Below are 22,953 nucleotides of genomic sequence, written 5' to 3'. Positions count from 1 at the left end.
GTGATTGGCTGCAGACGTTCGAGGGATAGAGCCGTTGACTATAGGTGGGCCGACAAGCACAAACAACGAAGCAAATCTGCAACGCTTAGCAGAGACGGTGATAAGAGCGCCAGGCTATGCGTTGAGCGGGCGGCGCTGCTTTTCGCATTCGGGAGAGTTTTTCTGCTTCGAGCGCGCAATTCATCTCGTTTGTCTCGGAGCAACAACATCGTTATTCTGGTCGGAGATCAGGAGAATCGATCGATGCCGACGAACGTCATGCTGTTGGTGCTTTTCGCCGCTTTTCTGCATGCGAGTTGGAACGCAGTGGTGAAGTCCAGCCCGGACAAACTGCTCGACATCGTGCTCGTTACCTGCGGGGCAGCCGTGCTTTGCGCAATCGCGCTCCCGTTTCTTCCGTTTCCGGCGCGGCGCAGTTGGCCCTACATCGCGGCATCGATAGCGATTCATATCGTCTATTTCGTCCTGATCGGCGCGGCGTATCGCAGTGGCGACATGGGCCACGCTTACCCGTTGATGCGCGGAACGCCTCCGCTCGTCATTGCGTTGCTGAGCGGCCCGATCATTGGCGAGCACCTCTCGGCCGGCGAGTGGAGCGGCATTTTGTTGATATGCGCTGGCGTGCTCGGACTATTGCTCGCGAATCCGGGAGGCCGCAGTACGATCGAGACGACTCGCCTCGCCCTTGCCAACGCGCTCGTGATCGCCGTCTATTCGCTTGTCGATGGGACGGGTGCACGACTGTCCGGGCATCCGGTTTCCTACACCATGTATATGTTCCTATTCACCGGACCATCGCTGCTCGCGTGGGCAATCGTCCGCCGCAAAGGCGACGTGCGAGCTTACATCGGCGCACGGTGGTACCTCGCATTGGCCGGTGGCGCTTGCACGCTGAGCGCTTATGTGCTCGTGCTGTGGGCGATGACGCGCGCGCCCATCGCAATGGTCGCCGCCTTGCGCGAGACGGCCATTCTCTTCGGCACGGCGATCTCGACTTTCCTGTTGAAAGAGCGGCCCGGATATGGCCGACCTATTGCTTCCGTCGTTATCTTGCTCGGTGTAATCGCACTCAAATTGACGTGACTGCGCGGTTTGCTTACAAGGGATTCAGGAAATCCTGATCCCGGCCGACCATCAAAAACTTCCCTTTTTTGCCGATATTGCGGGTGCACCTCGTTCGCTGTTCAGTGCCTCTTGTCCCGCGTGCCTATCCTCGCCAAAAGCGGGACGCCGTGTGTCCAGCCTTCTACTCCGATTTCGTTCCCAGCATGCGCATCTCCGCTCTCAAAGTCCGCACACGCCTATCGTTGGGCTTCGGCATCGTATTAACCGCGCTTTTCTTCATTACTGCGATCGGCTTGATGAGGCTTGGCACGATGGACGGCGAAATTACTAACGCCGTCGATTTCAATGCGCCTGAAGTGAATCTTATCGCCGATGCGCAGATATACCTCGATGAGGCGAGGAGCGCGGTGCAAGAATTGATCCTTGCGGGCGACGCCGCGGGTGCGGCCATCGAGAAGCAACGATTGGACGAGAGCCTCGCCAAGTATCAGGCGGCCGAAAAGAAGGTTTCGGAAAAGTTCAATGCGGACCCGGCCACCGACGAGAATGAGCGCGGGTTCGTGCGGCAGCTTGCCGATGCGGAAGCGGCAGGCCTCCCTCTCCTGCAAAAGGTTGCCGCACTAGGCCTCGCGCACGACCCGGCAGCCCTTGCGGCGCTGACGAACGAACTCTCGCCTGCCATGCGCCGCTGGACTTCTTTGCTCAGGCAATTCCGTGACTATGAAGTCAAAGCACTTTCGGACAGTGCGGTGGAGGCGCATCGCGCCTATCGCGCCGGCCGAAACATCGTGCTGAGTCTGTCGGCGCTTGCTGTGGCGCTGTCGATCGCCATGTCGGTCGTGATCGCCGGGAGCGTTTCTAAACAGCTCGGCGGTGAGCCCGATTATGCGGCGCGCGTCGTAGCGCAAATCGCGCAGGGCGATTTGTCGGTCGCTATCGCCTCTGATGGACGCAATGAACGCAGTTTGCTGCACTCGATGCAGCTGATGCGCGAGAAGCTCGAGGCCGCCGTGAGCCAGATCCGTCTGCGCACGGACAGCATTGCAACAGCATCGAATCAGATCGCGAGCGGGAACACCGATCTTTCGGCGAGAACGGAAGAGCAGGCCGCCTCACTCGAAGAAACGGCGTCGAGCATGGTGCAATTGACGGAGACGGTGAAGCAGAACGCCGACAATGCGCGCCAGGCGAACGGGCTCGCGGTTCGCGCCACCGACATGGCCGGCGCCGGCAATGAGTCGATGCAGGCAATGCTCGGAACCATCGAGCGGATAAGCGGCAGTTCCAGCAAGATTTCCGATATTACGGGCGTCATCGAAGGCATAGCGTTCCAGACGAATATTCTTGCGCTAAATGCGGCCGTGGAGGCCGCGCGAGCCGGCGAACAGGGCCGGGGCTTCGCCGTCGTGGCGGGTGAGGTGCGCAGTCTCGCGCAGCGCTCGGCCGCTGCAGCCAAGGAGATTAAGGAGCTGATCAATTCCTCGGTATCGACGATCGAGGAAGGCGCGAAGCAAGCCACCGAGGTCGGCGACGCGATCGGGCAGGTCAAGCAAGCCATTCAGCAGGTCGCGGATATCGTCGGCGAGATCGCCGCGGCGTCCGAGGAACAAAGCCGCGGCATCGAGCAAGTGAATTGTGCCGTCACTCAGATGGACGAAGTCACGCAGCAGAATGCGGCGTTGGTCGAGCAGGCCGCCGCGGCGGCGCAGTCGCTGTCGGAGCAGGCGGCAGGCTTGAGAGAGGCTGTCGCCGTGTTCAAGGTCGCCGATTCCGCTATCTCGCGGGTTTGAGTGCCGCGTAGGCGCCCGGCGTGATGCCGTAAGCGCGCTTGAAGATAGTCAGCGGACGAGGGGCGGCGTCTTGGTCAAAAGTGCTGCGCGGCTGATGTCGGCCTCAGGCGCTTGCGTGCTCCATCCGCCGCCGAGTGCGCGGTAAAGCGTGACGGCCGCGAGCGCATGGGCTCGTTTCGCCGCGTTCAGCGATTGGGCGTCGGCGAGATTGGCTTGTTGGGCGGTCAGCACGTCGAGGAAATTCGCCGCGCCGCCGCGGTAGAGGCGATCCGAAAGTTGCAGCGCGTGATCGGAGGCTTGCACGGCATCGGCCAAGCGTGCGGCCTCGGCATCGTCGCTGACCAGATCGTTGCGCGCATCTTCGATTTGCGTCAACGCTTCGAGCATCGTCTGGTGCAATGCCAGCTCGGATTCCCGCATGCGGCTTTCATTCGCGTCGATACCGGCCTGGATTCGGCCCGCGTCGAAGATCGGGCTCGCCGCGTTGAGCGCGGCGCTGAAAAGATTGTCCGTCAATGTTGGGAGACCCAGGTACGACGAAGCCAGCAGTCCGTCCGTCAGCCTCAGATTGAAGTGCGGATAACGCGCGGCATGCGCCTCCCCGACTTCAGCCGCGCGCTGTTCGATCGTCGCGTAAGCCTCGAGGACGTCGGGTCGGCGCAATAACGCCTGGGAGGGCAGCGTCCCGGGCAGTTGCATTGCGGGGACGGGAATCGGCGTCGGCCTCTCGAGCAGCGCGTCGACGCTTTCGGGAGGGCGTCCCGCCAGCACCGCAATCAAATGCAGTTGCTGCGCGACCCGTGCCTGCGCGCGCGGAATTTGCGCCCGGATGTCTTCGAGTTGACCGCGAGCACGCTCGACGTCGAGCCGCGTCGAGAGCCCATAACGAAGGCGCTCCTCGGTCAATGCGAGCTCGCGGCCTCGGCTGCTCTGCTGATCCGACAAGATTTTCAGCTCGTTTTGTTGCCAGCGCAGATCAATGTAGGCAGCGGCCGTATCGGCTGCGAGCGCGAGACGCAGTGCATCGAGCGCTTGCCGGCTGCCGCTCACGCGAGCTTGGGCAGCGAGCACGGCGAGGCGCTGGCCGCCAAACACATCGGGTTCCCACGTCAACGCGACACCGGCGCCGGCTTCTTTGACGTAGCCGAGCGGCGGCGGTGTGTTCTGTCTGACGTACGCTGCTTGCGCAGTCGCATCGAGCTCGGGCTTGCGCGCGGCATCGACTTGCCGCTCGAGCGCCTCAGCCTGCCGGACGCGCTCGCCGGCCGCCTGCAGATCGAGATTGCCATGCAGCGTCGAGGCTACGAGGTCGTGCATGACAGGATCGCCGAACTGCTGCCACCAGACGTCTGCATCAATGCTTTCAGTTGGCGCCGGCTCGCGCCACGCGTCGGGCGCGACGTTGGCGACCTTCCTGTCGAGATCGGCATGCTGAGCGGGCGGCACCGCGCAGCCGGCGATGCCGAGTGCGGCGAGGCAGGTAATCGTGGCGGCGAGGATCGACTTCATAGTTTCCGGACCTGACATGGGTATGACTCAGTGCGCATCGGGAGGGGGCGCGGTGTTGCCGAACGGCTTCGCGAAAGCGGCCGCGATGAGCGCGACGATGAAGCACAAGGCAAGCGCGAGAAACGTATCGGAGAACGTCAGCGTCAGCGCCTGGCGCATCAGCGTTTCGTGCAGCAGGGCAAGATCCGCCTTCGATGCGTCGATCGTCTGCCCCGTGGCGCCGAGCACGTCTGTCGCGCGTTGCATCAGTCCTTCGACGACGGGCCTGCCGATGCTTGCGTGCTCCGCAAGGCGTTCGTAGTGGAGGTTCAGCCGGTCATTGAGCATCGTGTTCGCGACGGCGATGCCGATGGCGCCACCGAGATTGCGCATCAGATTGAAAAGCCCGCTTGCGGAACGAAGCCGCGGTGGCGGCAGTGAGCCGAGCGCCATCGTCACGATCGGCGGAATGCAAAACTGCTGACCGATCCCGCGCAACGCTTGCGGCAGCAGTAGTTGCTGCCAGCCCCAGTCGCTCGTGAGCGGGACGTAGAGATAGCATCCCACGCCGAAGCAGACGAGTCCGAAGACGAGGAGCATGCGCATGTCGACGATGCGCGCAAGCAGCGAATAGGCGACGAGGCCGAGTACCTGGAAGCAGCCTACCGACAGCAGTGCCAATCCGATCTGCAGCGAATCGAAGCCGCGTACGCGTCCGAGAAAGACGGGCGTCAGAAAGACCGCGCAAAAAATGCCGGTGCCCGTGATAAACGAGAGGAGACTCCCGATGCCGAAATTGCGTAATGCGAGCGCGCGCAAATCGACGATCGGTTCCTTGGCCGTGAGCGCACGGACGATGAAAAGGAAACCGCAGATTGCGGCGATCCATACGCACGCCACGATGAGGTCGTCGCCGAGCCAGTTCTTTCGCGGCCCTTCTTCGAGCACATATTCGAGGCAGCCGAGAAAGCCCGACATCAATGCGATGCCCCAGTAGTCGCCTCGTTTCGCGAGCGTGAGGTCGGGGCGGTCGAAGTCGACGAAGCGCGGCACGAAGAGCGTGACCGCGATGCCGGGCGCAAGATTCAGGTAGAAGAGCCAGTGCCATGACCACTGCGACGTAATCCAGCCGCCGATCACCGGACCGATCGTCGGCGCGAGCGTGGCCAGCGCACCGATCGTCGTGGACGCGATCAGTCGCTGGCGTGGTGGAAACAGCACGAACGCGGTCGTGAACACCGTCGGAATCATCGCCGCGCCGAGTGCGCCTTGCAGCGCGCGGAATGCGATCATCGATTCGATGTTCCAGGCGAGTCCGCAGAGGATGCTCGTCACCGTGAAGCCGAACGAAGAAAAAGTGAAGACCCAACGTGTCGAAAAAACGCGCGTGAGCCATCCGGTCATCGGAATGACGATGATCTCGGCAATCAGGTAGGACGTCTGCACCCACGAGAGTTCGTCCTGGCTCGCGGACAATCCCCCGCCGATGTCGCGCAGCGATGAGGCGACGATCTGGATGTCGAGGGTCGCCATGAAAAAGCCGACACACATCAGCGCGAATGCCAGGACCTTCGTGCGCGCAGGCAAATCGGCGGGGTTCAGCGGGGCGGCGGTGGCCGGCGCCAGCGTGACGGTGCTCATGAGCAGGCTCTTCTCTAACGTAACTCGATCAGGCTACGAAGCAGCCTTCACGTGGGAGGCGCCGACATGGACTTCGACGTTCGCCGAGAGGCCCGGACGCAATGTTCCTTGCATCGGCGGCGGTACGGTAAGGCGGATGCGTACGGGCACGCGCTGAACGATCTTGGTGAAATTGCCGGTCGCGTTCTCGGCCGGCAATACGCTGAACGTCGCGCCCGTCGCCGGCGCGAGGCTTTCGACGACGCCGTGCAGCGTTCCGTTCGACGCATCGAGCGTCACGTCGGCCGCATCGCCAGCCCTCATCTTCTTGAGTTGATCCTCCTTGAAATTGGCATCGACCCAGAGCCCGCTCGCCGGCACTACGGTCAGTAGCGCCGTGCCGGCGCCGGCCAGCATGCCGACGCGGGCGGTGCGGTTGCCGATGTAACCGTCGACGGGCGAGCGGATCGTCGTGTATTCGACGTTGAGCGCGGCGACGCGCCGAGCCGCCTCCGACGTTTCGACGCGCGATCGTGCCGCCGCGATTTGAGCGTCGAGCACGTGCATTTCGCGTTGTGCGGCAACGAGCGCCGCTTCGCCGCTCGCAACGGCGGCGCGCGCTTTGCGCTCGTCGGCGTCGGCGCGCTCGGCCGCCTGGCCGGATACGGCTTCGTCCTTGACGAGTGCGCGGTAGCGCATCCGATCCTGCACGCTGCGCGTGAGCTCGGCTTGCGCGGCCTGCACATCGGCGGCGCGCTGATCGATCGTCGCAACTTGCAGCGATTTCTTCGCCTGCCACTGAACGAGCTCGGCGCGTGCGCTGTCGATGTCGGCATCGGCTTGCGCCAGGCGTGCTTCATAATCGCGCGCATCGAGCCGGATCAACACCTCGTTCTGGTGCACGTATTGGTTGTCCTGTACGAGGACTTCGGCAATAAAGCCGCTGACTCTCGGCGCCATCACCGTGACATCGCCGCCAACGTAGGCATCGTCCGTCGACTCGATCAGGCGGCCGACGAAGTACCAGCGCAGGGCCGCGCCGGCCAGCGCGATCAGGACCACGAGGATGGCAATGCGCATCCACGGAATGGGGCGCGTGCCAGGCCTCGCCAGGCCGGTGCCGCCGGCGGGAGCAGTGGAGGGAGATGTCGACGACATGGGCTTATATGTGCATATGCACTTTACGGGTTAAAAAAATCGCGCGGAACCGTCACTCGCAGGGTGACTCATGTCCCGGTCAGCGCGAACAGTTCGCTGCGCAGCGCCTTTGCTCGCGCCCGGCCGAACTTTGTCTCGAGCTCTTCCTGGGCGGCATGCCAGCCGCGCTTCGCGTGTTCGAGGGTGCGCTGCCCGACCTTCGTCAGACTGAATACATGCGTGCGCGCATCGTGCTCGGACGGCTCCGCCTGGATCAACCCGTCGCGCTGCAGCGGCTTCAGGGCGCGCAGCAGCGTCGTTCGCTCCATCATCATCGCCTCCGCGAGCTCGAGCATCGTTTGATGCGGACGCCGCGCCAGCTTTGCCAGAATCGAGAACTGCGCGGCCGTCACGCCCGCCTCGCTCAAGTGACGCTCGTACAGTTGAGTCACATAGCGCGCGGCCCGCCTGATCGCGAGCAAGTTGCATTCGTCGTAGGAAGTCGGACCTGTCATGATGCGAATCATACCTGTGCATATGCACGTAACAAATCGCGATTCTAGCGGAACTGTTGCTCGGACGCTTGCACAATCGGCAGATCGATGGACCGAGCGGCGCCCGGCCGCCCGGCGTTGCCCGATTACGGCGCGGGATTCGGCTGCGCTTCGTGCAGGGCGTCGATATCGGCCAGTGCCTCGGCTGGCAGCTTCACATCGATGCTTGCGATGTTTTCGCGCAATTGGTCGAGCGACGTCGCGCCGATCAGCGTGCTCGTCGTGAACGGCCGCGTGTTGACGAAGGCGAGTGCGAACTGCGCCGGCGAGAGGCCATATCGTTTCGCCAATGCAACATAAGCGCTCGTCGACTTGACCGCTTGCGGCTTGCTGTAACGCTGAAAACGCTCGAACAACGTGATTCGCGCGCCGGCCGGACGCGCGCCGCCTTCATATTTCCCCGACAGCCAGCCGAACGCGAGCGGCGAGTAGGCGAGCAGGCCGATTTTTTCCCGATGGCTGAATTCGGACAGCCCTGTCTCGAACGTGCGATTGAGGAGGCTGTAAGGATTCTGGATGCTGACGATGCGCGGCAGACCGACGCGCTCGGCCGCCCGCATGAATTGAGCCACGCCCCACGGTGTTTCGTTGGAGACGCCGATATGGCGAACCTTGCCCGCCTTCACGAACTCGGCCAACACCGAAAGCGTTTCCTCGATCGGCACGGTGTAAGCGTCGTCGATCCACGGATAGGTGGAGCGCCCGAACGTCATCGTGCTGCGATCCGGCCAATGCAATTGATAGAGGTCGATGTAGTCCGTCCGCAGACGCTCGAGGCTGCCGTGCAGCGCCTCCGTGAGGTTCTTGCGGTCGAACTGATTCGTGGCGCCACGGATATGCCGGGGATTATGCGGCTGGCGCGCGGGCCCCGTGATCTTCGTGGCAAGCACGATCTTTCCGCGGGCGTCTCGATTGCGCGCGAGCCACGATCCAATGCAGCGCTCCGTTGACCCTTGGGTCTCGGGTCGCGGCGGGACCGGGTACATTTCGGCGGCATCGATGAGATTGACGCCACGATCGAGCGCATAGTCGATCTGCGCGTGCGCTTCGCGCTCGCTGTTCTGCTCGCCCCACGTCATCGTGCCCAGGCCGATCGCGCTCACGCGCACGTCCGAATCGCCGAGTCTGCGATATTCCATGCTTCGTCCACCGGTTGCAAAAATGGAACGCTATCACGAGGGGCGGCAACCTGCAGCGAACTGTGAATAGAGATGTACCGACAGCCCGCGGAACTCAAACGTCGTATTTCTCGGCGAACGCTTGCGCGCCGAGCGTGCGGAAATCGCTCAACGCGGCGTCGATGCGCTCGTGCGGCCAGTCCCACCAGGCGATGCGCTGAAGGCGTTCGGCCGTCTTCGCATCGACGCGCAATCGCAGCACGCGCGCCGGCACGCCGACGACGATCGCGAAGGGCGGGACGTCCTTCGTCACGACGGCGCCCGAGCCGACCGCCGCGCCGTGGCCGATCGTCACGCCCGGCATGACGATCGCGCCATGGCCGAGCCAGACATCGTGACCGATGGCGACGCGGTCTTGCGCGCGCCACTCGAAGATCTCTTCGTCGTCTGCGAGCGAGAGGCCGTATGAGTGCGAACGGTAAGTGAAATGGTGAAGCGTTGCGCGCCAGGTCGGATGATTGGGCGGATTGATGCGCGCGCAAGTCGCGATGTTGACGAACTTGCCGATACTCGCGTGAGCGATCTGATTGTCGCCCATCGCGTAGCTGTAATCGCCGAACGCGGAGTTGGCGATCTGACTGCGCGGGCCGAAGTAGGTATAGCGCCCGAAATCGCTGTTACGGACCACGGCCGTCGGATGGATGTCGGGCGTTTCCGACAACACGCGGCCGAGCGTCCAGGGATCGACGCCGCCGAGCTTATCGATGTGCATGGAGCAATTTTTGTCGACGCGCAAGCAAAAGCGGTGTCCCGCCCTCAGGCCACGAGGCTGCGCAGATAGGCCGAGATCCGCTCGGCGCAGGTGACGAGCACGAAGGTGACGATCAGCAAGAACGCGACCGTCTGGTATTGGAAGAGATTCATCGCGGTCAGCAGCATAAAGCCGATCCCGCCGGCGCCGACGAAGCCAAGTACGAGCGACGAGCGCAGGTTCTCGTCGAAGCGGTAGAGCGCGATGCCCAATAGAGACGGCAACACGCCGGGGACGACGGCATGCGTGAATACTTGCAGACGCCCGGCGCCGGTCAGCGTCAACGCTTCGACCGGGCCCATGTCCATGTCCTCGATCACTTCGGCGAAAAGACGGCCGAGCATGCCGACCGAGTGGACCGCGAGCGCCAAGGCGCCCGGAAACGGCCCGAGTCCAACCGCGGTGACGAAAAGCAGCGCCCATACGAGATCGGGAACGGACCGCGTAATGCCAATAACGGCGCGTGCTCCGTAATAGAACGGTTTTCCAGGCGTCACGTTTCTTGCGGCGAGGATCGACAGCGGAAAGGCAAGCAAGACGCCGATCACGGTTCCAAAAATCGCCAGATCGATCGTTTCCAGGACAGGCATCAACGTCGGTCCGAACTGGTCGAACGCGGGCGGCAGGGAGCGGGAGATGATGTCGGCCATCCCGCGCGCCCCGGTAATCAGATCCTGTGGGCGGGCCTGCACGACAATCCATGCTTGCACGAAGAGCGCGACGGCGACGATCATCGCACCGAACGAGACGACGTTGCGGGCCAACGACGGGCCGCCCGCTATCCGGCCTTTGTAAGGAGTGCTCATCGTCACGCATCCGCCACGTACAGATCGGCGATGTCGCGAGCCGATACGGTCGACGCGGGGCGATCGAATACCGTGCGCCCGCGGCGCAAGCCGAGAAGACGATCCGCATAGCGCGTCGCCAGCTCGGGCTGATGAAGCACGCAGACGACGGCAAGGCCGTCCTCGGTCGCGAGCCGGCGCAATAGACGCATCACCTCGTCGGCGGCCTCCGGGTCGAGACTGGCAACGGGCTCGTCGGCGAGCAGCACCTGAGGAATTTGCGCGAGCGCGCGCGCCACGGCCACGCGCTGCGCTTGTCCGCCGGAGAGTGTTCCCGCGCGCTGATCCGCCAGGTCAACCAGGCCGACTTCCGCGAGGTAGCCGAGCGCCGGTTCGATTTCGTCGCGCGGCACGCGGCCCAGCACCGTGGCGAGCGCGCGATGGCGGCCGAGCGCCCCACAGCAAACATTGGCGAGCACGCTGCGACGGCGCACCAGATTGGCGTGCTGCGAAATCAGGGCGAGCGGCATCCGTGCCTCGCGCAGGGCCTTGCCCGATAGTGACGCCAGGTCACGGCCCGCCACCTCGACGGTGCCGGTAGTCGGCCGATTCAACCCGACCACGCATTTCATGAACGTTGACTTGCCGCTGCCGTTGCTGCCGAGCACGACGACCATTTCGCCGGCCTCGACCGACAGGTTCATGTCCTGAAGGGCGGTGTGGCCGTTCTCGTACCGCATCGTCAGATTACACACGGCAAGCTTCACGCCGGACGCGAGCGCGGCGCCGCGCGCCGCCTCGCGAGCCGCGGCGTGAGACTGCCGGGCTCCCGCCGACTCGAGCGCCGCGGCGCCCGATGTTCCGAAGATCGTGTTCACAGTTTTGCCAGGTCGACGTGCAAGGTCTTGACCAGATCGCGAATCTGGTTGTAGGCGGCATCCGATTGCGCCGTGGTCTTCAGCGCCGGGTTTTCATTCGCCGCGAGGAACTTCTGATCGGCCTCGGGCAGCTCGTGGAGGTCGAGCGAGCTCAGGACCTTCGCCAGACGCGCTTTGAACTCGGCCGGCAGATTGCCGCGCACGGCGAGCGGGTCGAGCGGAATCGGCTCCGATTGCCAGAGCGTGACATAGGCGTTCGGATCGAACTCGTTATGCAGCTTCGCGCTCGCGATTTCCTCGCTGTTCAGCTCGCCCGCCTGCACCTTATGGTTGCGCAGCGCTTCGAACGACGCCGTATGGCTGCCCGCGTAGATCGCCTTCACGCCATTGTCCGGATCGATGCCGCTCTTGCTCAGGCCGTAAGCCGGAAAGAGGTGACCGGACGTCGAGCTCGGGTCCGAGTAGGCGAACGACTGGCCCTTGACGTCGGCGATCGCCTTGACGCCCGATCCGGGCCACGTCACGATGGACGCGGTATAGCTAGCCGGTTTGCCGTCCTCGCCCGCGAACGTCGCGACGGCTTCCGCATGAGCGACTTGATGAGCGAGCACGTAGCCGAGCGGCCCGAATTCGCCGATCTCGAGCTTGTCGTTGCGCATCGCTTCGATTTCGGCGTTGTAGTTGGTGGCGACATAAAGCTCGACCTTGCAGCCGATCTTCTTGCCGATCATCTCCGCCAAATCCTTGTAGACCGGCAGCAATCGCTGCGACGATTCGTACGGCTCGACCCCGAAACGGACCACGCCGTCGTTCGGGCAGGTTCCTTCGGCATGGGCCGCCCCGGCGGCGAAGCCCGCGACGAGCGCGGCGGCAGCGAAAATCCTGGATACCTTCATATGTTCCCTTTCCCCGAGTGGTTGCGCATCGATGGGACGCGGACCGTGCGCGAATGCGCCGTGCCACGTTCAGGGCATTGTCGGACGCGTAGATGATGAATTTATGAACGTGGCGCACGCAGCGCCGAAAGCGCGCCGCAGGGCCGGATGTGCGGACGTCTAGATGTATCGATGTCCGGATAGAAGGCAGAGAGGTGAAGCGTTGAGTGTCCCGCCGTCATTCGGCGGCGAGCACCTCCAGCAGTGCGCGACCGGCTTCTTCGATCTCGCCCGAGTTGTCGATCGTGGCGAGCGCGACCTGCGCAGGAACGGCGAGCGGCACGCGGCGAGCGAGCCGCGCGTGGACTTCGTCGAGCGTCTCGCGTCCGCGCGAAGCGAGGCGGGCGGCGAGGACTTCGGGGCGGGCATCGATATGCACCGCGGCGAGCGTGGGATATCGCGCGACCGCCTGCTGCAGGTATTCGCGCGAGCCGTTGACGACGACCGTAAAGCCGCGGTCCATCCATTCCTCGATCTCTATGCCGATCCCATAGCGCAGCCCGTGGCTCGACCATTGCAGCACGAACAGCCCCAGCTCGGCGCGGATACCGAACTCTTCGTGGCTCAGGTAGATATGGTTTTCGCCGCCGGCGCCGGCTTCGCGCGTGATATACCGGTGCGCAAAAATCACGCGTGAGCCGCTCAGGCGATCGCGTGCGTAGCCGAGCAGCGTATCTTTGCCGGCGCCCGACGGTCCCATGACATAGACGAGCCGTCCTTTCGGCGGCACCTGTGGCGGTAAGTTCATAGCGAGTCTCCGAACGGCAGTCTGGCGGCGAGTGTAAAGGGTTCGCCGGGCCGGGGCTCGATGAAGAGCGCCGCGCCGTCGACGGGCAGCGGGCCGAGTTCAGGCAATCGCGCGCGCCACCAGTCGATCAGAATCTGGCGATGCTCCAAATCGATGGAATCGCTGAGCGTCATATGAAAGCGAAACTCGTCGAACACGTACGGGTAACCCCAACGATCGAGCAGCTCGCGCTGCCGCGCGGTCAGATTCGAATCGAGCCTGCGTCGGCGTTCCGCTTCGCTCGGCATCTCGCGCAACGGGGCGAACTCGCGAACGGCATCGGCCGCGAGCGCGCCGATCGCCGTGGCGCCGTCGGCCGTCGCCGATCGAATCGCAACGAACCGTTCGAGGGCAGCCGCTTCGATGGTGAGATCGAACTGGCGCTGGCGTCGAGCCCATGCGAGCGCCCGCGCCAGAATGTCATCGAAGCGCACACCGGCAGCGGCGCGCGCCGGCGCGACCAAGGTGCCGTGCCATCCGTAGCGCCGCGGCGAGTGCGATAGTGCCGGGACATCCAACCCACGCGCCGCGAGTGCCGGGATCAGCGGCGGCGCGAGCGTATCCGCCGATTCGGGATCGCGCGAGAGCCAGCGGCACCCGGCGCTCCACCACGGCGATCCGCGCGCGGGCGCGTAATAGATCGCGAACCGGCTCTCGGCCAGCCACTCGATCGGTTCGTTGTACTGACCGTCCCGTTGCACGAGTCGTCGCGGCTCAGACATCTTGTTCCACATAAAGCTGGACCCGATCCGCGGCGAAATGCGTGATGCCGTACTTGATCGGTACGCCGTCCGCGTCCACATCGACGTTCTCGACCCAGAGCACGGGCTGCTGACGGTTGATATTGAGTCGGCGCGCGACTTCGGCATCGGGCAGCATGCTGCCGATGCGGCTCCAGCGCCGCGAGTAGTCGACGATGCCATACTCGGCGAGCGCGACCGAGAATCCGCCGTCCGCTCGTTCCAGCGCCTCCGGGAAGCCGGCGAAGCGTGCAGCGGGATACCACGCGTGCGCGTAGGTGAGCGGTACGCCATCCGCCGCGTGAAGCGACTCGATCCGATAGACGAGCGTGCCGGTGCGCAGGCCCAGCGCCTTCGCGACTTTCGGTTCGGCCTTCACGGACGCCGCCGACAATACGATGCCGCGCGCCGAGTGCCCCTGCTCGCGCAAGTTTTCGGTAAACCGCGTGCGGCGCCCGATCGTATAGTCGATCGCCCCCGGTTGAACGAATGTGCCTCTGCCTTGTTCCACACTGACGAGGCCCTGCGCGGCGAGTCCGAGCATGGCGCGGCGCACCGTGTGCCGGTTCACGCCGAAACGCTTCGCCAATTCGCTCTCGCTCGGCAGGCGTCCGTTCTCGCCGAACCCGCTCGCGGCGATCTCCGCGGCGAGCACTTGTTCGATCTGTCGCCATACCGCCACGCCCGCCCCGCGCTCGACGGCACTCGCGGGAATCGGCGATGTGCTGATTTCCATGGCCCGGCCGCCATTACCGCGTTTCATCATCATGTCATTCCGATCGGTCAAATTCGTCGTTTAGCGACCATTGTATGGGCCCCCACGTGATCGGGGCGTGAAAGGTGAAAGCAAATCGTTGCGGAAACACAATGCCGCACGCTGCCGACGACGATATGCTAGCATGTCGAGCATCGATCTAATCGTCTAGACGACTAGATGAAATTGCTGAAGCGGCAACAACGAGAGTCGAGGCGACGCGGCACAAAGGCGGGCAGGGGCCGGTCCGAGCTCGTATCTGCGTACCACAGTGCATTCGCGACAGATCCAGGAACCGCATACATGAACGATTCATCCCCCGATATCGAGCTCGAGCGGCGGCGCTGGCTGGCGCAGCTCGCGCGGGCGCCGCGTGCGACGCTCGAGTGCGCGCTCGAGGCCGTCTGCGACGGCATGCCGTTGCCGGCCTTCGACTGGCTGCGCGCGCCGCAGACCGGGCTTGCGATGGTGCGCGGGCGCATCGGCGGCACCGGCGATCCCTTCAACGTCGGCGAGACGACGGTGACGCGTGCCGTGCTTCGTCTGAAGTCGCGCGACGGCGTCGGCCTCGTCGGCGTGGCTTATCAATTGGGGCGCGACAAGCGGCGCGCTGAACTCGCGGCGCTCGCCGACGCGATGCTGCAGTCGCCGCGCTGGCGCGACGCAGTGCGCGAACGATTGTTGGCGCCGCTCGCGCGAACGCTCGATGAAGCGCGGCGCGAGCGCACCGAGAGCACTGCCTCGACGCGCGTGGATTTCTATACGATGGTCCGAGGCGAATGATGATCGACAACGACAAGCTTTCTTCGCTCGATGCGCTCGTGCGCGGCTTTGACGATCCGGTTCACGATGCCCAAGCCTGCTTTCGCGTGCTGCTCGATGCACTGGCGCGGCCCGGTACGGCGTACTCGATCGACGTGGCGCTCGGCGACGACGCGCAACGGCGATGGCCCGCGGCGGCGTTCGCGGCCCTCCTGACGCTCGTGGACTTCTCCACGCCCGTCTGGCTTCAGCGGCGCGACGAATCGCTCGCGCAGGCGATCCGCTTTCATACAGGTGCGCCGCTCGCCGATGCGCCGGAAGCCGCCGCCTTCGCGTACATCGCCGATGCGGCGAGCCTGCCCGCGCCTGACGCGTTTTCGCTCGGCACGCCCGAGGAGCCGCAGGGCTCGGCCACGTTGCTGATCCGAGTCGACGCGCTCGAAGGAGGGCGGCCGCTGACGCTGTCGGGCCCGGGTATTCGATCGAGCGTTCGCGCCGCGCCGCTCGGCATCGCCGATACGTTCTGGCATGCGCGGGCAGCGCTTGCCACGCAGGCGCCGTGCGGCGTCGATTGTTACCTCGTTTGCGGGCGATCCGTGATCGGCATACCGCGGACGACTCGAGTGGAGCTCAACTGATGTACGTCGCAGTCAAAGGAGGCGAGCGCGCGATCGAGGCATCGTGGCGCTTGCTCGAAGCAGCAAGGCGCGGCGATCGCGCACACCCAGAGCTGACGATCGCACAGATCCGCCAGCAGATGCGCCTCGCTGTCGCACGCGTGATGACCGAAGGCTCGGTCTACGACGAAGATCTCGCGGCGTTGGCCATCAAGCAGGCGGCGGGGGATCTCGTCGAAGCCATCTTCTTGCTGCGCGCCTACCGCACGACGCTGCCGCGCTTCGGCTACACACGCCCGATCGATACCGAGCGGATGGAAGTGCAGCGGCGTATTTCCGCCACGTTCAAGGACGTTCCAGGCGGACAATTGCTGGGGCCGACCTACGACTACACGCAGCGGCTGCTCGACTTTTCGCTGCTCGCCGAGGAGGAATCCGATCGGGATCATGAAGGCGTCGGCGCCGAACACTCGGTGCCGCCTTCCACCGGACTTAACGCCGGGTCCGCGCAATCCGGTCCCGAGGCCGCTGAACCGACGCCGACACCGCGTGTCGTGACGCTGCTCGACGCCGAGGGTCTGATCGAACAGGAGCGTCCCTCGGAGAACTCGGCGGAGCCCGTCGACCTGGCGCTCGAGCCTCTTTTGATGCCGGCGGAGCGCGCCGTGCGGCTGCAGAATCTCGCGCGCGCCGACGAGGGCTTCCTTCTTTCGACGGCGTACTCGACGCAGCGCGGCTATGCGCGCAACCATCCGTTCGCGGGTGAAATCCGGTTTGGCAAGGTGGCCGTCGAGATGGAGATCCCCGAACTCGGTTTTGCCGTCGAACTCGGCGAGATCGAGGTCACCGAATGCCAGATGATCAACCAGTTCGCGGGCAGCAAGAAGACGCCGCCAAGCTTCACGCAGGGATACGGCCTGGCGTTCGGCCATTCGGAGCGAAAGGCGATGGCCATGTCGCTCATCGATCGGGCACTGCGCGCGCAAGAGCTTGGTGAAGCGGTGACCGCGCCGGCGCAAGACCCCGAGTTCATGCTTTATCACAGCGACAACGTGGAGGCTTCGGGGTTCGTGCAGCACCTGAAGCTGCCGCATTACGTCGATTTCCAATCGGAGCTCGAATTGATCCGACGCCTGCGTGCCGCCCACCCGGCGGCGCGCGCGGCCGAGCCAGAGGAGGACGCGGCATGAATGCGCGGCATAGGCAGCAATCGCCCGTATCGAGAGAACAGAACGAATCGACTTCGACGGGCGCGGTCGTCGAGGGCTACAACTTCGCTTATCTCGACGAGCAGACGAAGCGCATGATTCGCCGCGCGTTACTGAAGGCTGTCGCGATACCCGGGCACCAGATACCGTTCGGTTCACGAGAGATGCCGCTGCCGTACGGTTGGGGCACGGGGGGCATTCAGGTGACGGCCGCGATCATCGGCCGCGACGATACGCTGAAAGTCATCGATCAGGGGTCGGACGACACGACCAACGCCGTCAACATCCGGCGCTTCTTCGCGCGAACGGCCGGCGTGCGGACGACGACGCGCACGGTCGAAGCGTCCATCGTGCAGACGCGTCACCGGATTCCGGAGACGCCGCTGACGGAGAAACAAATCCTCGTCTATCAGGTGCCGATGCCGGAGCCGCTTTATCGCCTCGAGCCGAGGCTGGCGGAAAGCCGCAAGCTGCATGCGTTGTCCGAGTATGGGCTCATGAACGTGAAGCTCTACGAGGATATCGTCCAGCACGGAAGCATTGCGACAACCTACGACTATCCCGTCATCGTCAACGGCCGCTATTTGACCGCGCCTTCGCCGATTCCGAAGTTCGACAATCCGAAGATGCATATGAACCCCGCGCTGCAGCTATTCGGTGCCGGGCGCGAACGGCGCCTCTATGCGATTCCTCCTTATACGAGCGTGCGCAGTCTCGACTTCGAAGACTATCCGTTCCAAGTGCAGCGGTGGGCACAAGCCTGCGCGATATGCGGCTCGCGCGAAAGCTTTCTGGATGAAATGATCGTCGACGACAAGGGCGCGCGGATGTTCGTCTGCTCGGACAGCGACTATTGCCGACAGCAACTCGAAAAGCGCGAGGCCGGCGAGGCGCATGCGCAGCAGGCGCAAGAGCCCGATTGGAGGAACGCGCTTGCAAGTGAGACCGATGGAGGGCGACCATGACACCGTTGCTGACTGCGCGCGGCTTGACGACGCGCTATGGCGAGCGGATCGGCTGTGAGGACGTGAGCTTCGATCTGTATCCGGGCGAAGTGCTTTGCGTCGTCGGCGAATCGGGTTCGGGTAAGTCGACGTTGCTCAACACCGTCGCGCTGCGTGTCCGCGCCGCTTCAGGTAGCCTGCAATACACGACGTCGAACGGCGAAGCGCTCGACCTGCTGACGTTGTCGGAGCCGCGCCGGCGCCTCTTGATCCGCACCGAATGGGGCTTCGTCGAGCAGAACCCGCGCGACGGATTGCGGATGGCCGTATCGGCCGGCGCGAATATCGGCGAGCCGCTGATGGCGGTCGGCGCGCGCCATTTCGGTAAGATCCGCGCGACGACGACGAACTGGATGCGCCGTGTCGAGCTCGATGCCGAGCGCATGGACGAACTGCCCGGCTCGTTTTCGGGGGGCATGCAGCAGCGGCTTCAGATCGCGCGCAACCTCGTCACCGGTCCGCGGCTCGTGCTGATGGACGAGCCGACCGCGGGCCTCGATGTGTCCGTGCAGGCGCGCCTGCTCGATTTGCTGCGCACGCTTACCGCGCAGTTGCATCTCGCTTGCGTGATCGTCACGCATGACATCGGCGTCGCGCGCCTGCTCGCGCATCGCCTGATGGTGATGCAAGGCGGACGCGTTGTCGAGGCTGGCCTGACGGATCAGGTGCTCGACGATCCGCAGCACCCCTATACGCAATTGCTCGTGTCGTCCGTGTTGCCGGCCTGAGCGCCATGCCGACCGCACTGTGAAACAACAGGAGTTCTCAATGAACGGCGAACCGATCGATCCGAACTTTATCGACGACGAAAGACTGATGCTGCGCGCACGCGGCATTGCGAAGACGTTCGTGCTTCATACGCAGGGCGGCCAGGCTATTCCCGCCCTGCATGGCGTCGACCTCGACGTCTCGCGCGGGGAATGCGTGGCGCTCGTCGGTCCCTCGGGCGCGGGCAAGAGCACGCTGCTGCGCTGCCTCTATGGGAACTATCTGGCGAGTGCTGGATCGATCGAGCTGCGCGATGTCGCGAGCGATCGCGGGTCCGTTACGCTAACGGGCGCCAATCCGCACGACGTCATGCGCGTGCGGCGCGACGTGATCGGCTACGTGAGTCAGTTTCTGCGCGTGATTCCGCGCGTGACGACGCTCGATCTCGTTTCGGAGCCGCTCGTCGCGCGCGGGGTCGAAGCCGATGCAGCGCGGCGTCGCGCGGGCGATTGGCTCGCGCGCCTCAACATACCGGAGCGGCTCTGGCATTTGGCGCCGGCGACGTTCTCGGGAGGCGAGCAGCAGCGCGTGAACATCGCGCGTGGGCTGATTGCCGAGCAGCCGGTATTGTTGCTCGACGAACCGACCGCATCGCTCGACGAGGCCAATCGCAACGTCGTCGCCTCGGTCATCATCGAGGCGCGCGAGCGGGGAGCGGCGATCGTCGGCATTTTTCACGATGAGCCGACGCGCGAGCGGGTGGCCACACGCCGGCTGGAGCTCGAGCCCGTGGCGATGGCCGCGGCCGTATGAGGGAGCTATTGGGCATCAACGAGCGTCCAGCGAAAACGAGTGCAGGCTGATTCTTGTCAGAGCGGATACGGAGCAACGGGATGTTGATCAAAAATGCGCGCATCGTCACGCGCAACGAAGAATTCATCGGTGTCGTGAGCGTGGAAAAAGGGCTCATCGCCGACGTCGCGCCCGGCACCACGAGCGCGCCCGAGGCCGAGGACTGGCACGGCGACTATCTGCTGCCCGGATTCGTCGAGCTGCATACCGACAATCTCGAGAAGCATTTGGCGCCCCGCCCGGGCGTGATGTGGAACGTCGAGGCGGCGTTCGTGATTCACGATGCGCAGGTGGCCGCAGCCGGCATCACGACGGTCTTCGACTCACTCGCGATCGGCTCTCGCGCCGACGCAGGTTTGCGCGGCAGCGAAATTCATCGCCACGCGGTATCCGCCATCGATCGCCTGGCCGAGCATGGTTTGCTGCGGGCCGATCACTATCTGCACTTGCGCTGTGAAGTGGGCACCGAGGATGTCGTCGATCTCTTCGACGAGTTCGCCGATCATCGGCTGCTGCAGTTCGCCTCGGTGATGGATCACACGCCCGGCCAGCGTCAGTGGCAAGACGCCGCGAAGTGGCGACAGTACCAGGAGCGCAACGGCAAGTGGAGCGACGAGAAGATGGAGGCTGCGCTGATCGAACTGAGCGAGCTCCAGGCGCGCTATGCCGAAGCGCATCGTCACTGCATCGTCGATCGCTGCAAGTCGCTCGGGATAGCGGTGGCGAGCCACGACGATACGCTCGTCGAGCATGTCGAAGAAGCGGTGCGCGACGGTATTGCGATCTCCGAGTTTCCGACGACCCTGGCCGCCGCGCAGGCCGCTCGCCATCATGGCCTCGCCACGGTGATGGGCGCGCCCAATGTCGTGCGAGGCGGGTCGCACTCGGGCAACGTATCGGCGCTCGAACTGGCGAAAGAGGGCTTGCTCGATATCCTCTCTTCCGATTACGTGCCCTCGAGTCTGATGATGGCCGCTTTTCAGCTCGTGCGCGATGCGGGGTGGTCGTTGTCGCGGGCGATTGCGACTGTTTCTTCGGCGCCGGCGAAGGCGGTGGGGCTCGAAGACAGAGGAGCGATCGAAAAGGGCTTGCGCGCCGACATGGTGCGCGTGGGTCTAAGCGGTGCTTTGCCCGTGCCGCGTGCGACTTATGTCCTTGGTACGCGAGTGGCGTGAGACTCGCGCAGCGCGAGCGTCCGATTGTTCGCACGATACGAGCAGTCCTTTCTTTGGGAACGGCTTTGATGTTCTCCCTCTCCCGCTTCGTCTTCGTCAACCGTGAGTCCGTCACGGATCGTCGTCCGAGATTCGAACCCAACGCAGCCATCAGGGCATGAGTCGAAGCGCGATCCGCCGACAAAAATCGGACTCTAAGGTAACTGTCTGGAACAACGGGTAAGCGGCGAGTTTCCCGTTGGCCGATACTGGCCCCGACACCAAGCGCTGCGCAAGCGCCGGATAGGGAAAACCCCAGTTACTCGGTCCAGGAGGATCCATGACCCAACTCGTCCACCCCGCCCAATCGCTGCTTTCGGAATTCGACGGCTTTTACGTCGAGTTCAGCGAAGCCGATTCACGCGCCGATATCGTCCTCGATCGACCCCCGTTCAACGTGGTCTCGATGAAGCAGCGCGATCAACTGCGCATCGTCTTAGAAGCCCTCGACGACGATGCACGCGTTCGCGTGATCGTCCTGCGCGGGGCCGGTGAGCACTTCTCGAGCGGCGGCGATATCAAGGGCTTCCTCGAGGCATCGCCCGAGCGCGTATCGAAGCTCGCCTGGAATGTCGCGGCGCCCGCGCGTTGCAGCAAGCCGGTCATCGCGGCGAACCGAGGCTACTGTTTCGGCGTCGGTTTCGAGTTATCGCTTGCCTGCGATTTCCGAATCGCCACCGATACCACGCTGTATGCGCTGCCGGAACAAAAGCTCGGACAAATCCCGGGCTCGGGCGGCTCGGCGCGCTTGCAGAAGATGGTCGGCATCGGCCGCACGAAAGACATCGTCATGCGCTCGCGCCGGATCCCTGGCGTGCAGGCCTACGACTGGGGCATCGCGACGGAGTTCGTCGGCGATGCGGAACTCGAAAGCGCGACGGACGCCATGGTGCGCGAGCTGCTTGCCTTCTCGCCGCTTGCGCAGCGCACCGCGAAAAAGCTCCTGAACGATACCGAGGACGCCCCGCTCTCGATTGCGATCGAACTCGAAGGACACTGCTACAGCCGTCTGCGCAGCTCACACGATTTCCGCGAGGGGGTCGAGGCATTCCATCAGAAGCGCAAGCCCCTCTTCAAGGGCGAGTGACCGACGTGGAATCAGGCGGCACGGGAGGAGAGCCGGTAAACTACGATGACATAAGCGGACGCGCGAACGACGCACGGTTTCGAGGAAGACGAGCGTTGCGAGCGAGCGCGCCCGCGGCCGCTCACCTGGCGGCACCGGTCAGCGATGAGGCCAGCGAGTGTCGAGTGCCATCAAAATCTATCAAGGCAGGTTCGGACGCGTAGCGTTGCTCGATATGGATGCGCCGCTCGTTCAGCATGCGCATCACCATTGTCATCTGCTGATCAAGGCGGCCGGCCCCGACACGTTTTTCTCGGTTCACGACGCGCTTCAGCCGTTGACCGACGATACGGCCGTGCTCGTCAACCCCTGGGAGCCGCACGCCTATCGCCACTATGAAAACCCCGAGCAGCCGCATACCGTCATCCTCGCGATGTACATCGAGACGGACTGGCTGACGGAGATCCGACACCCGCTCGGCGGCAGCGGCCATCCGCAGTTCTTCCCGCAGCCTTGCGTGCGCATGTCTGCGCAGGCGCGCAAGCTCGCCGAAGAGCTCTCGCTCGAAATGTGGTGGTCCGACAGCATTGCATCGGAGCGCCTGGAAGGCTTGCTGTTCGAGTTGATGATCTCGGTCATCGATCCGGCGAAGAACTGGCGCGAAATGTCGCGGCAGATGGAGCTCGCCAATCGTCGGCCCAGCGATCCACGCATCCGCAAGGCGATCGCCTGGCTGCGCGAAAACACGGGTGCTGACCCGGACATGAACCGGCTCGCCGAGCATTGCGGGTTGTCGCGCGCTCATTTCTTCGCGCTGTTCCATCGCTGCACCGGCGTCACGCCGAACGTCTATCTCAACGTCTTGCGCATGGAGTCGGCCATTCGCGACCTGTCCGAGGGCACGAGCTCACTGACGGACATTTCGTATGACATCGGCTTTTCGGCTCCCGCGCACTTCACGCGATTCTTCCGACAGCATCTCGGCATCACCCCAAGCGAGTACCGCAGGGTCGTCGAGCTTTACGATTCGGAACGCGGCCAAGTGCAAATCTAGGCTTGT

At 64.0% G+C, this 22,953-nt stretch carries 23 protein-coding genes; 11 read left to right on the top strand and 12 right to left on the bottom strand.

The genetic code is table 11. From position 1 onward, the window contains the following. The first annotated feature begins 243 nt into the window (after positions 1-243). Together B0G57_RS10480 and B0G57_RS10475 are read left to right on the top strand one after the other, a co-directional pair. Positions 244-1,083 (top strand): DMT family transporter, encoded by an 840-nt coding sequence (locus B0G57_RS10480; RefSeq protein ID WP_018442573.1) that lies wholly within the window; start codon positions 244-246, stop codon positions 1,081-1,083. Positions 1,084-1,268: 185 nt separating this feature from the next. After that, on the top strand, positions 1,269-2,855 hold the full coding sequence (locus tag B0G57_RS10475; protein WP_018442572.1) for a methyl-accepting chemotaxis protein: 1,587 nt from the start codon (positions 1,269-1,271) through the stop codon (positions 2,853-2,855). Positions 2,856-2,903: 48 nt separating this feature from the next. Here the strand turns inward: B0G57_RS10475 and B0G57_RS10470 are convergent, their stop codons facing one another. The 12 genes from B0G57_RS10470 to phnF form a co-directional block, all read right to left on the bottom strand. Further along, positions 2,904-4,364 (bottom strand): efflux transporter outer membrane subunit, encoded by a 1,461-nt coding sequence (locus tag B0G57_RS10470; protein WP_018442571.1) that lies wholly within the window; start codon positions 4,362-4,364, stop codon positions 2,904-2,906. Positions 4,365-4,391: 27 nt separating this feature from the next. Next, the gene (locus B0G57_RS10465; RefSeq protein ID WP_223258692.1) at positions 4,392-5,894 is read right to left on the bottom strand and encodes a DHA2 family efflux MFS transporter permease subunit; all 1,503 of its coding nucleotides are present in this window, start codon (positions 5,892-5,894) and stop codon (positions 4,392-4,394) included. 123 nt (positions 5,895-6,017) lie between these two features. Beyond that, positions 6,018-7,121 carry an HlyD family secretion protein gene (locus B0G57_RS10460; RefSeq protein ID WP_083925736.1) on the bottom strand — a complete coding sequence of 368 codons (1,104 nt, stop codon included), beginning with the start codon at positions 7,119-7,121 and terminating at the stop codon, positions 6,018-6,020. A 68-nt stretch (positions 7,122-7,189) separates the two neighbouring features. After that, positions 7,190-7,615 carry a MarR family winged helix-turn-helix transcriptional regulator gene (locus tag B0G57_RS10455; RefSeq protein WP_026230021.1) on the bottom strand — a complete coding sequence of 142 codons (426 nt, stop codon included), beginning with the start codon at positions 7,613-7,615 and terminating at the stop codon, positions 7,190-7,192. A gap of 125 nt (positions 7,616-7,740) precedes the next feature. Continuing rightward, a complete protein-coding gene (locus tag B0G57_RS10450) occupies positions 7,741-8,793 on the bottom strand; it encodes an NADP(H)-dependent aldo-keto reductase (protein ID WP_018442567.1) in 1,053 nt (350 codons plus the stop codon). A gap of 94 nt (positions 8,794-8,887) precedes the next feature. Further along, positions 8,888-9,544, bottom strand: coding sequence for an LbetaH domain-containing protein (locus tag B0G57_RS10445; RefSeq protein ID WP_018442566.1), 657 nt, complete (start codon positions 9,542-9,544; stop codon positions 8,888-8,890). Positions 9,545-9,588: 44 nt separating this feature from the next. After that, the gene (gene phnE / locus B0G57_RS10440; protein ID WP_051090091.1) at positions 9,589-10,389 is read right to left on the bottom strand and encodes a phosphonate ABC transporter, permease protein PhnE; all 801 of its coding nucleotides are present in this window, start codon (positions 10,387-10,389) and stop codon (positions 9,589-9,591) included. 2 nt (positions 10,390-10,391) lie between these two features. After that, entirely contained in the window at positions 10,392-11,246 is an 855-nt protein-coding gene (gene phnC, locus B0G57_RS10435; RefSeq protein ID WP_018442564.1) for a phosphonate ABC transporter ATP-binding protein, read from the bottom strand. Continuing rightward, positions 11,243-12,142 carry a phosphate/phosphite/phosphonate ABC transporter substrate-binding protein gene (locus tag B0G57_RS10430; RefSeq protein ID WP_018442563.1) on the bottom strand — a complete coding sequence of 300 codons (900 nt, stop codon included), beginning with the start codon at positions 12,140-12,142 and terminating at the stop codon, positions 11,243-11,245. The genes phnC and B0G57_RS10430 overlap by 4 nt, the downstream gene beginning before the upstream one ends. 217 nt (positions 12,143-12,359) lie before the next feature. Further along, positions 12,360-12,929, bottom strand: coding sequence for a phosphonate metabolism protein/1,5-bisphosphokinase (PRPP-forming) PhnN (phnN, locus tag B0G57_RS10425; protein WP_018442562.1), 570 nt, complete (start codon positions 12,927-12,929; stop codon positions 12,360-12,362). Then, positions 12,926-13,690, bottom strand: coding sequence for a DUF1045 domain-containing protein (locus B0G57_RS10420; protein ID WP_018442561.1), 765 nt, complete (start codon positions 13,688-13,690; stop codon positions 12,926-12,928). Before B0G57_RS10420 ends, phnN begins: the two co-directional genes overlap by 4 nt. Then, complete coding sequence (phnF, locus tag B0G57_RS10415) at positions 13,683-14,444, bottom strand: phosphonate metabolism transcriptional regulator PhnF (RefSeq protein WP_026230018.1); 762 nt, start codon at positions 14,442-14,444, stop codon at positions 13,683-13,685. Before phnF ends, B0G57_RS10420 begins: the two co-directional genes overlap by 8 nt. Before the next feature lie 321 nt (positions 14,445-14,765). Here phnF and phnG point away from each other — a divergent pair, with 321 nt between their 5' ends. From phnG to B0G57_RS10370, 9 genes are all read left to right on the top strand, one after another. Next, on the top strand, positions 14,766-15,245 hold the full coding sequence (gene phnG, locus B0G57_RS10410) for a phosphonate C-P lyase system protein PhnG (RefSeq protein WP_018442559.1): 480 nt from the start codon (positions 14,766-14,768) through the stop codon (positions 15,243-15,245). Beyond that, positions 15,242-15,862 (top strand): phosphonate C-P lyase system protein PhnH, encoded by a 621-nt coding sequence (phnH, locus tag B0G57_RS10405; protein WP_018442558.1) that lies wholly within the window; start codon positions 15,242-15,244, stop codon positions 15,860-15,862. The genes phnG and phnH overlap by 4 nt, the downstream gene beginning before the upstream one ends. Continuing rightward, complete coding sequence (locus B0G57_RS10400; RefSeq protein ID WP_018442557.1) at positions 15,862-17,031, top strand: carbon-phosphorus lyase complex subunit PhnI; 1,170 nt, start codon at positions 15,862-15,864, stop codon at positions 17,029-17,031. The genes phnH and B0G57_RS10400 overlap by 1 nt, the downstream gene beginning before the upstream one ends. Before the next feature lie 113 nt (positions 17,032-17,144). After that, on the top strand, positions 17,145-18,014 hold the full coding sequence (locus tag B0G57_RS10395; RefSeq protein ID WP_233215974.1) for an alpha-D-ribose 1-methylphosphonate 5-phosphate C-P-lyase PhnJ: 870 nt from the start codon (positions 17,145-17,147) through the stop codon (positions 18,012-18,014). Next, entirely contained in the window at positions 18,011-18,781 is a 771-nt protein-coding gene (phnK, locus tag B0G57_RS10390; RefSeq protein ID WP_018442555.1) for a phosphonate C-P lyase system protein PhnK, read from the top strand. The genes B0G57_RS10395 and phnK overlap by 4 nt, the downstream gene beginning before the upstream one ends. Before the next feature lie 40 nt (positions 18,782-18,821). Continuing rightward, positions 18,822-19,574 (top strand): phosphonate C-P lyase system protein PhnL, encoded by a 753-nt coding sequence (phnL, locus tag B0G57_RS10385; protein WP_018442554.1) that lies wholly within the window; start codon positions 18,822-18,824, stop codon positions 19,572-19,574. A gap of 80 nt (positions 19,575-19,654) precedes the next feature. After that, entirely contained in the window at positions 19,655-20,788 is a 1,134-nt protein-coding gene (locus tag B0G57_RS10380) for an alpha-D-ribose 1-methylphosphonate 5-triphosphate diphosphatase (protein ID WP_018442553.1), read from the top strand. A gap of 319 nt (positions 20,789-21,107) precedes the next feature. Then, complete coding sequence (locus B0G57_RS10375; RefSeq protein WP_104489576.1) at positions 21,108-21,914, top strand: enoyl-CoA hydratase/isomerase family protein; 807 nt, start codon at positions 21,108-21,110, stop codon at positions 21,912-21,914. A gap of 157 nt (positions 21,915-22,071) precedes the next feature. Continuing rightward, on the top strand, positions 22,072-22,947 hold the full coding sequence (locus B0G57_RS10370) for an AraC family transcriptional regulator (RefSeq protein ID WP_018442551.1): 876 nt from the start codon (positions 22,072-22,074) through the stop codon (positions 22,945-22,947). Positions 22,948-22,953: the final 6 nt, after the last annotated feature.

Origin of the sequence: Trinickia symbiotica, from assembly GCF_002934455.1 — a bacterium.
Classification (GTDB): Bacteria; Pseudomonadota; Gammaproteobacteria; order Burkholderiales; family Burkholderiaceae; genus Trinickia; species Trinickia symbiotica.
The sequence above is the reverse complement of the archived record's forward strand: the minus strand, read 5'-3'. Positions and strand labels throughout refer to the sequence as shown.

Coding starts and splice junctions, on each gene's coding strand:
- B0G57_RS10480 (WP_018442573.1), top strand. CDS start 244: ATGCCGACGAACGTCATGCTGTTGGTGCTTTTCGCCGCTTTTCTGCAT.
- B0G57_RS10475 (WP_018442572.1), top strand. CDS start 1,269: ATGCGCATCTCCGCTCTCAAAGTCCGCACACGCCTATCGTTGGGCTTC.
- B0G57_RS10470 (WP_018442571.1), bottom strand. CDS start 4,364: ATGAAGTCGATCCTCGCCGCCACGATTACCTGCCTCGCCGCACTCGGC.
- B0G57_RS10465 (WP_223258692.1), bottom strand. CDS start 5,894: ATGTGTGTCGGCTTTTTCATGGCGACCCTCGACATCCAGATCGTCGCC.
- B0G57_RS10460 (WP_083925736.1), bottom strand. CDS start 7,121: ATGTCGTCGACATCTCCCTCCACTGCTCCCGCCGGCGGCACCGGCCTG.
- B0G57_RS10455 (WP_026230021.1), bottom strand. CDS start 7,615: ATGACAGGTCCGACTTCCTACGACGAATGCAACTTGCTCGCGATCAGG.
- B0G57_RS10450 (WP_018442567.1), bottom strand. CDS start 8,793: ATGGAATATCGCAGACTCGGCGATTCGGACGTGCGCGTGAGCGCGATC.
- B0G57_RS10445 (WP_018442566.1), bottom strand. CDS start 9,544: ATGCACATCGATAAGCTCGGCGGCGTCGATCCCTGGACGCTCGGCCGC.
- phnE (WP_051090091.1), bottom strand. CDS start 10,389: ATGAGCACTCCTTACAAAGGCCGGATAGCGGGCGGCCCGTCGTTGGCC.
- B0G57_RS10430 (WP_018442563.1), bottom strand. CDS start 12,142: ATGAAGGTATCCAGGATTTTCGCTGCCGCCGCGCTCGTCGCGGGCTTC.
- phnN (WP_018442562.1), bottom strand. CDS start 12,929: ATGAACTTACCGCCACAGGTGCCGCCGAAAGGACGGCTCGTCTATGTC.
- B0G57_RS10420 (WP_018442561.1), bottom strand. CDS start 13,690: ATGTCTGAGCCGCGACGACTCGTGCAACGGGACGGTCAGTACAACGAA.
- phnF (WP_026230018.1), bottom strand. CDS start 14,444: ATGGAAATCAGCACATCGCCGATTCCCGCGAGTGCCGTCGAGCGCGGG.
- phnG (WP_018442559.1), top strand. CDS start 14,766: ATGAACGATTCATCCCCCGATATCGAGCTCGAGCGGCGGCGCTGGCTG.
- phnH (WP_018442558.1), top strand. CDS start 15,242: ATGATGATCGACAACGACAAGCTTTCTTCGCTCGATGCGCTCGTGCGC.
- B0G57_RS10400 (WP_018442557.1), top strand. CDS start 15,862: ATGTACGTCGCAGTCAAAGGAGGCGAGCGCGCGATCGAGGCATCGTGG.
- B0G57_RS10395 (WP_233215974.1), top strand. CDS start 17,145: ATGATTCGCCGCGCGTTACTGAAGGCTGTCGCGATACCCGGGCACCAG.
- phnK (WP_018442555.1), top strand. CDS start 18,011: ATGACACCGTTGCTGACTGCGCGCGGCTTGACGACGCGCTATGGCGAG.
- phnL (WP_018442554.1), top strand. CDS start 18,822: ATGAACGGCGAACCGATCGATCCGAACTTTATCGACGACGAAAGACTG.
- B0G57_RS10380 (WP_018442553.1), top strand. CDS start 19,655: ATGTTGATCAAAAATGCGCGCATCGTCACGCGCAACGAAGAATTCATC.
- B0G57_RS10375 (WP_104489576.1), top strand. CDS start 21,108: ATGACCCAACTCGTCCACCCCGCCCAATCGCTGCTTTCGGAATTCGAC.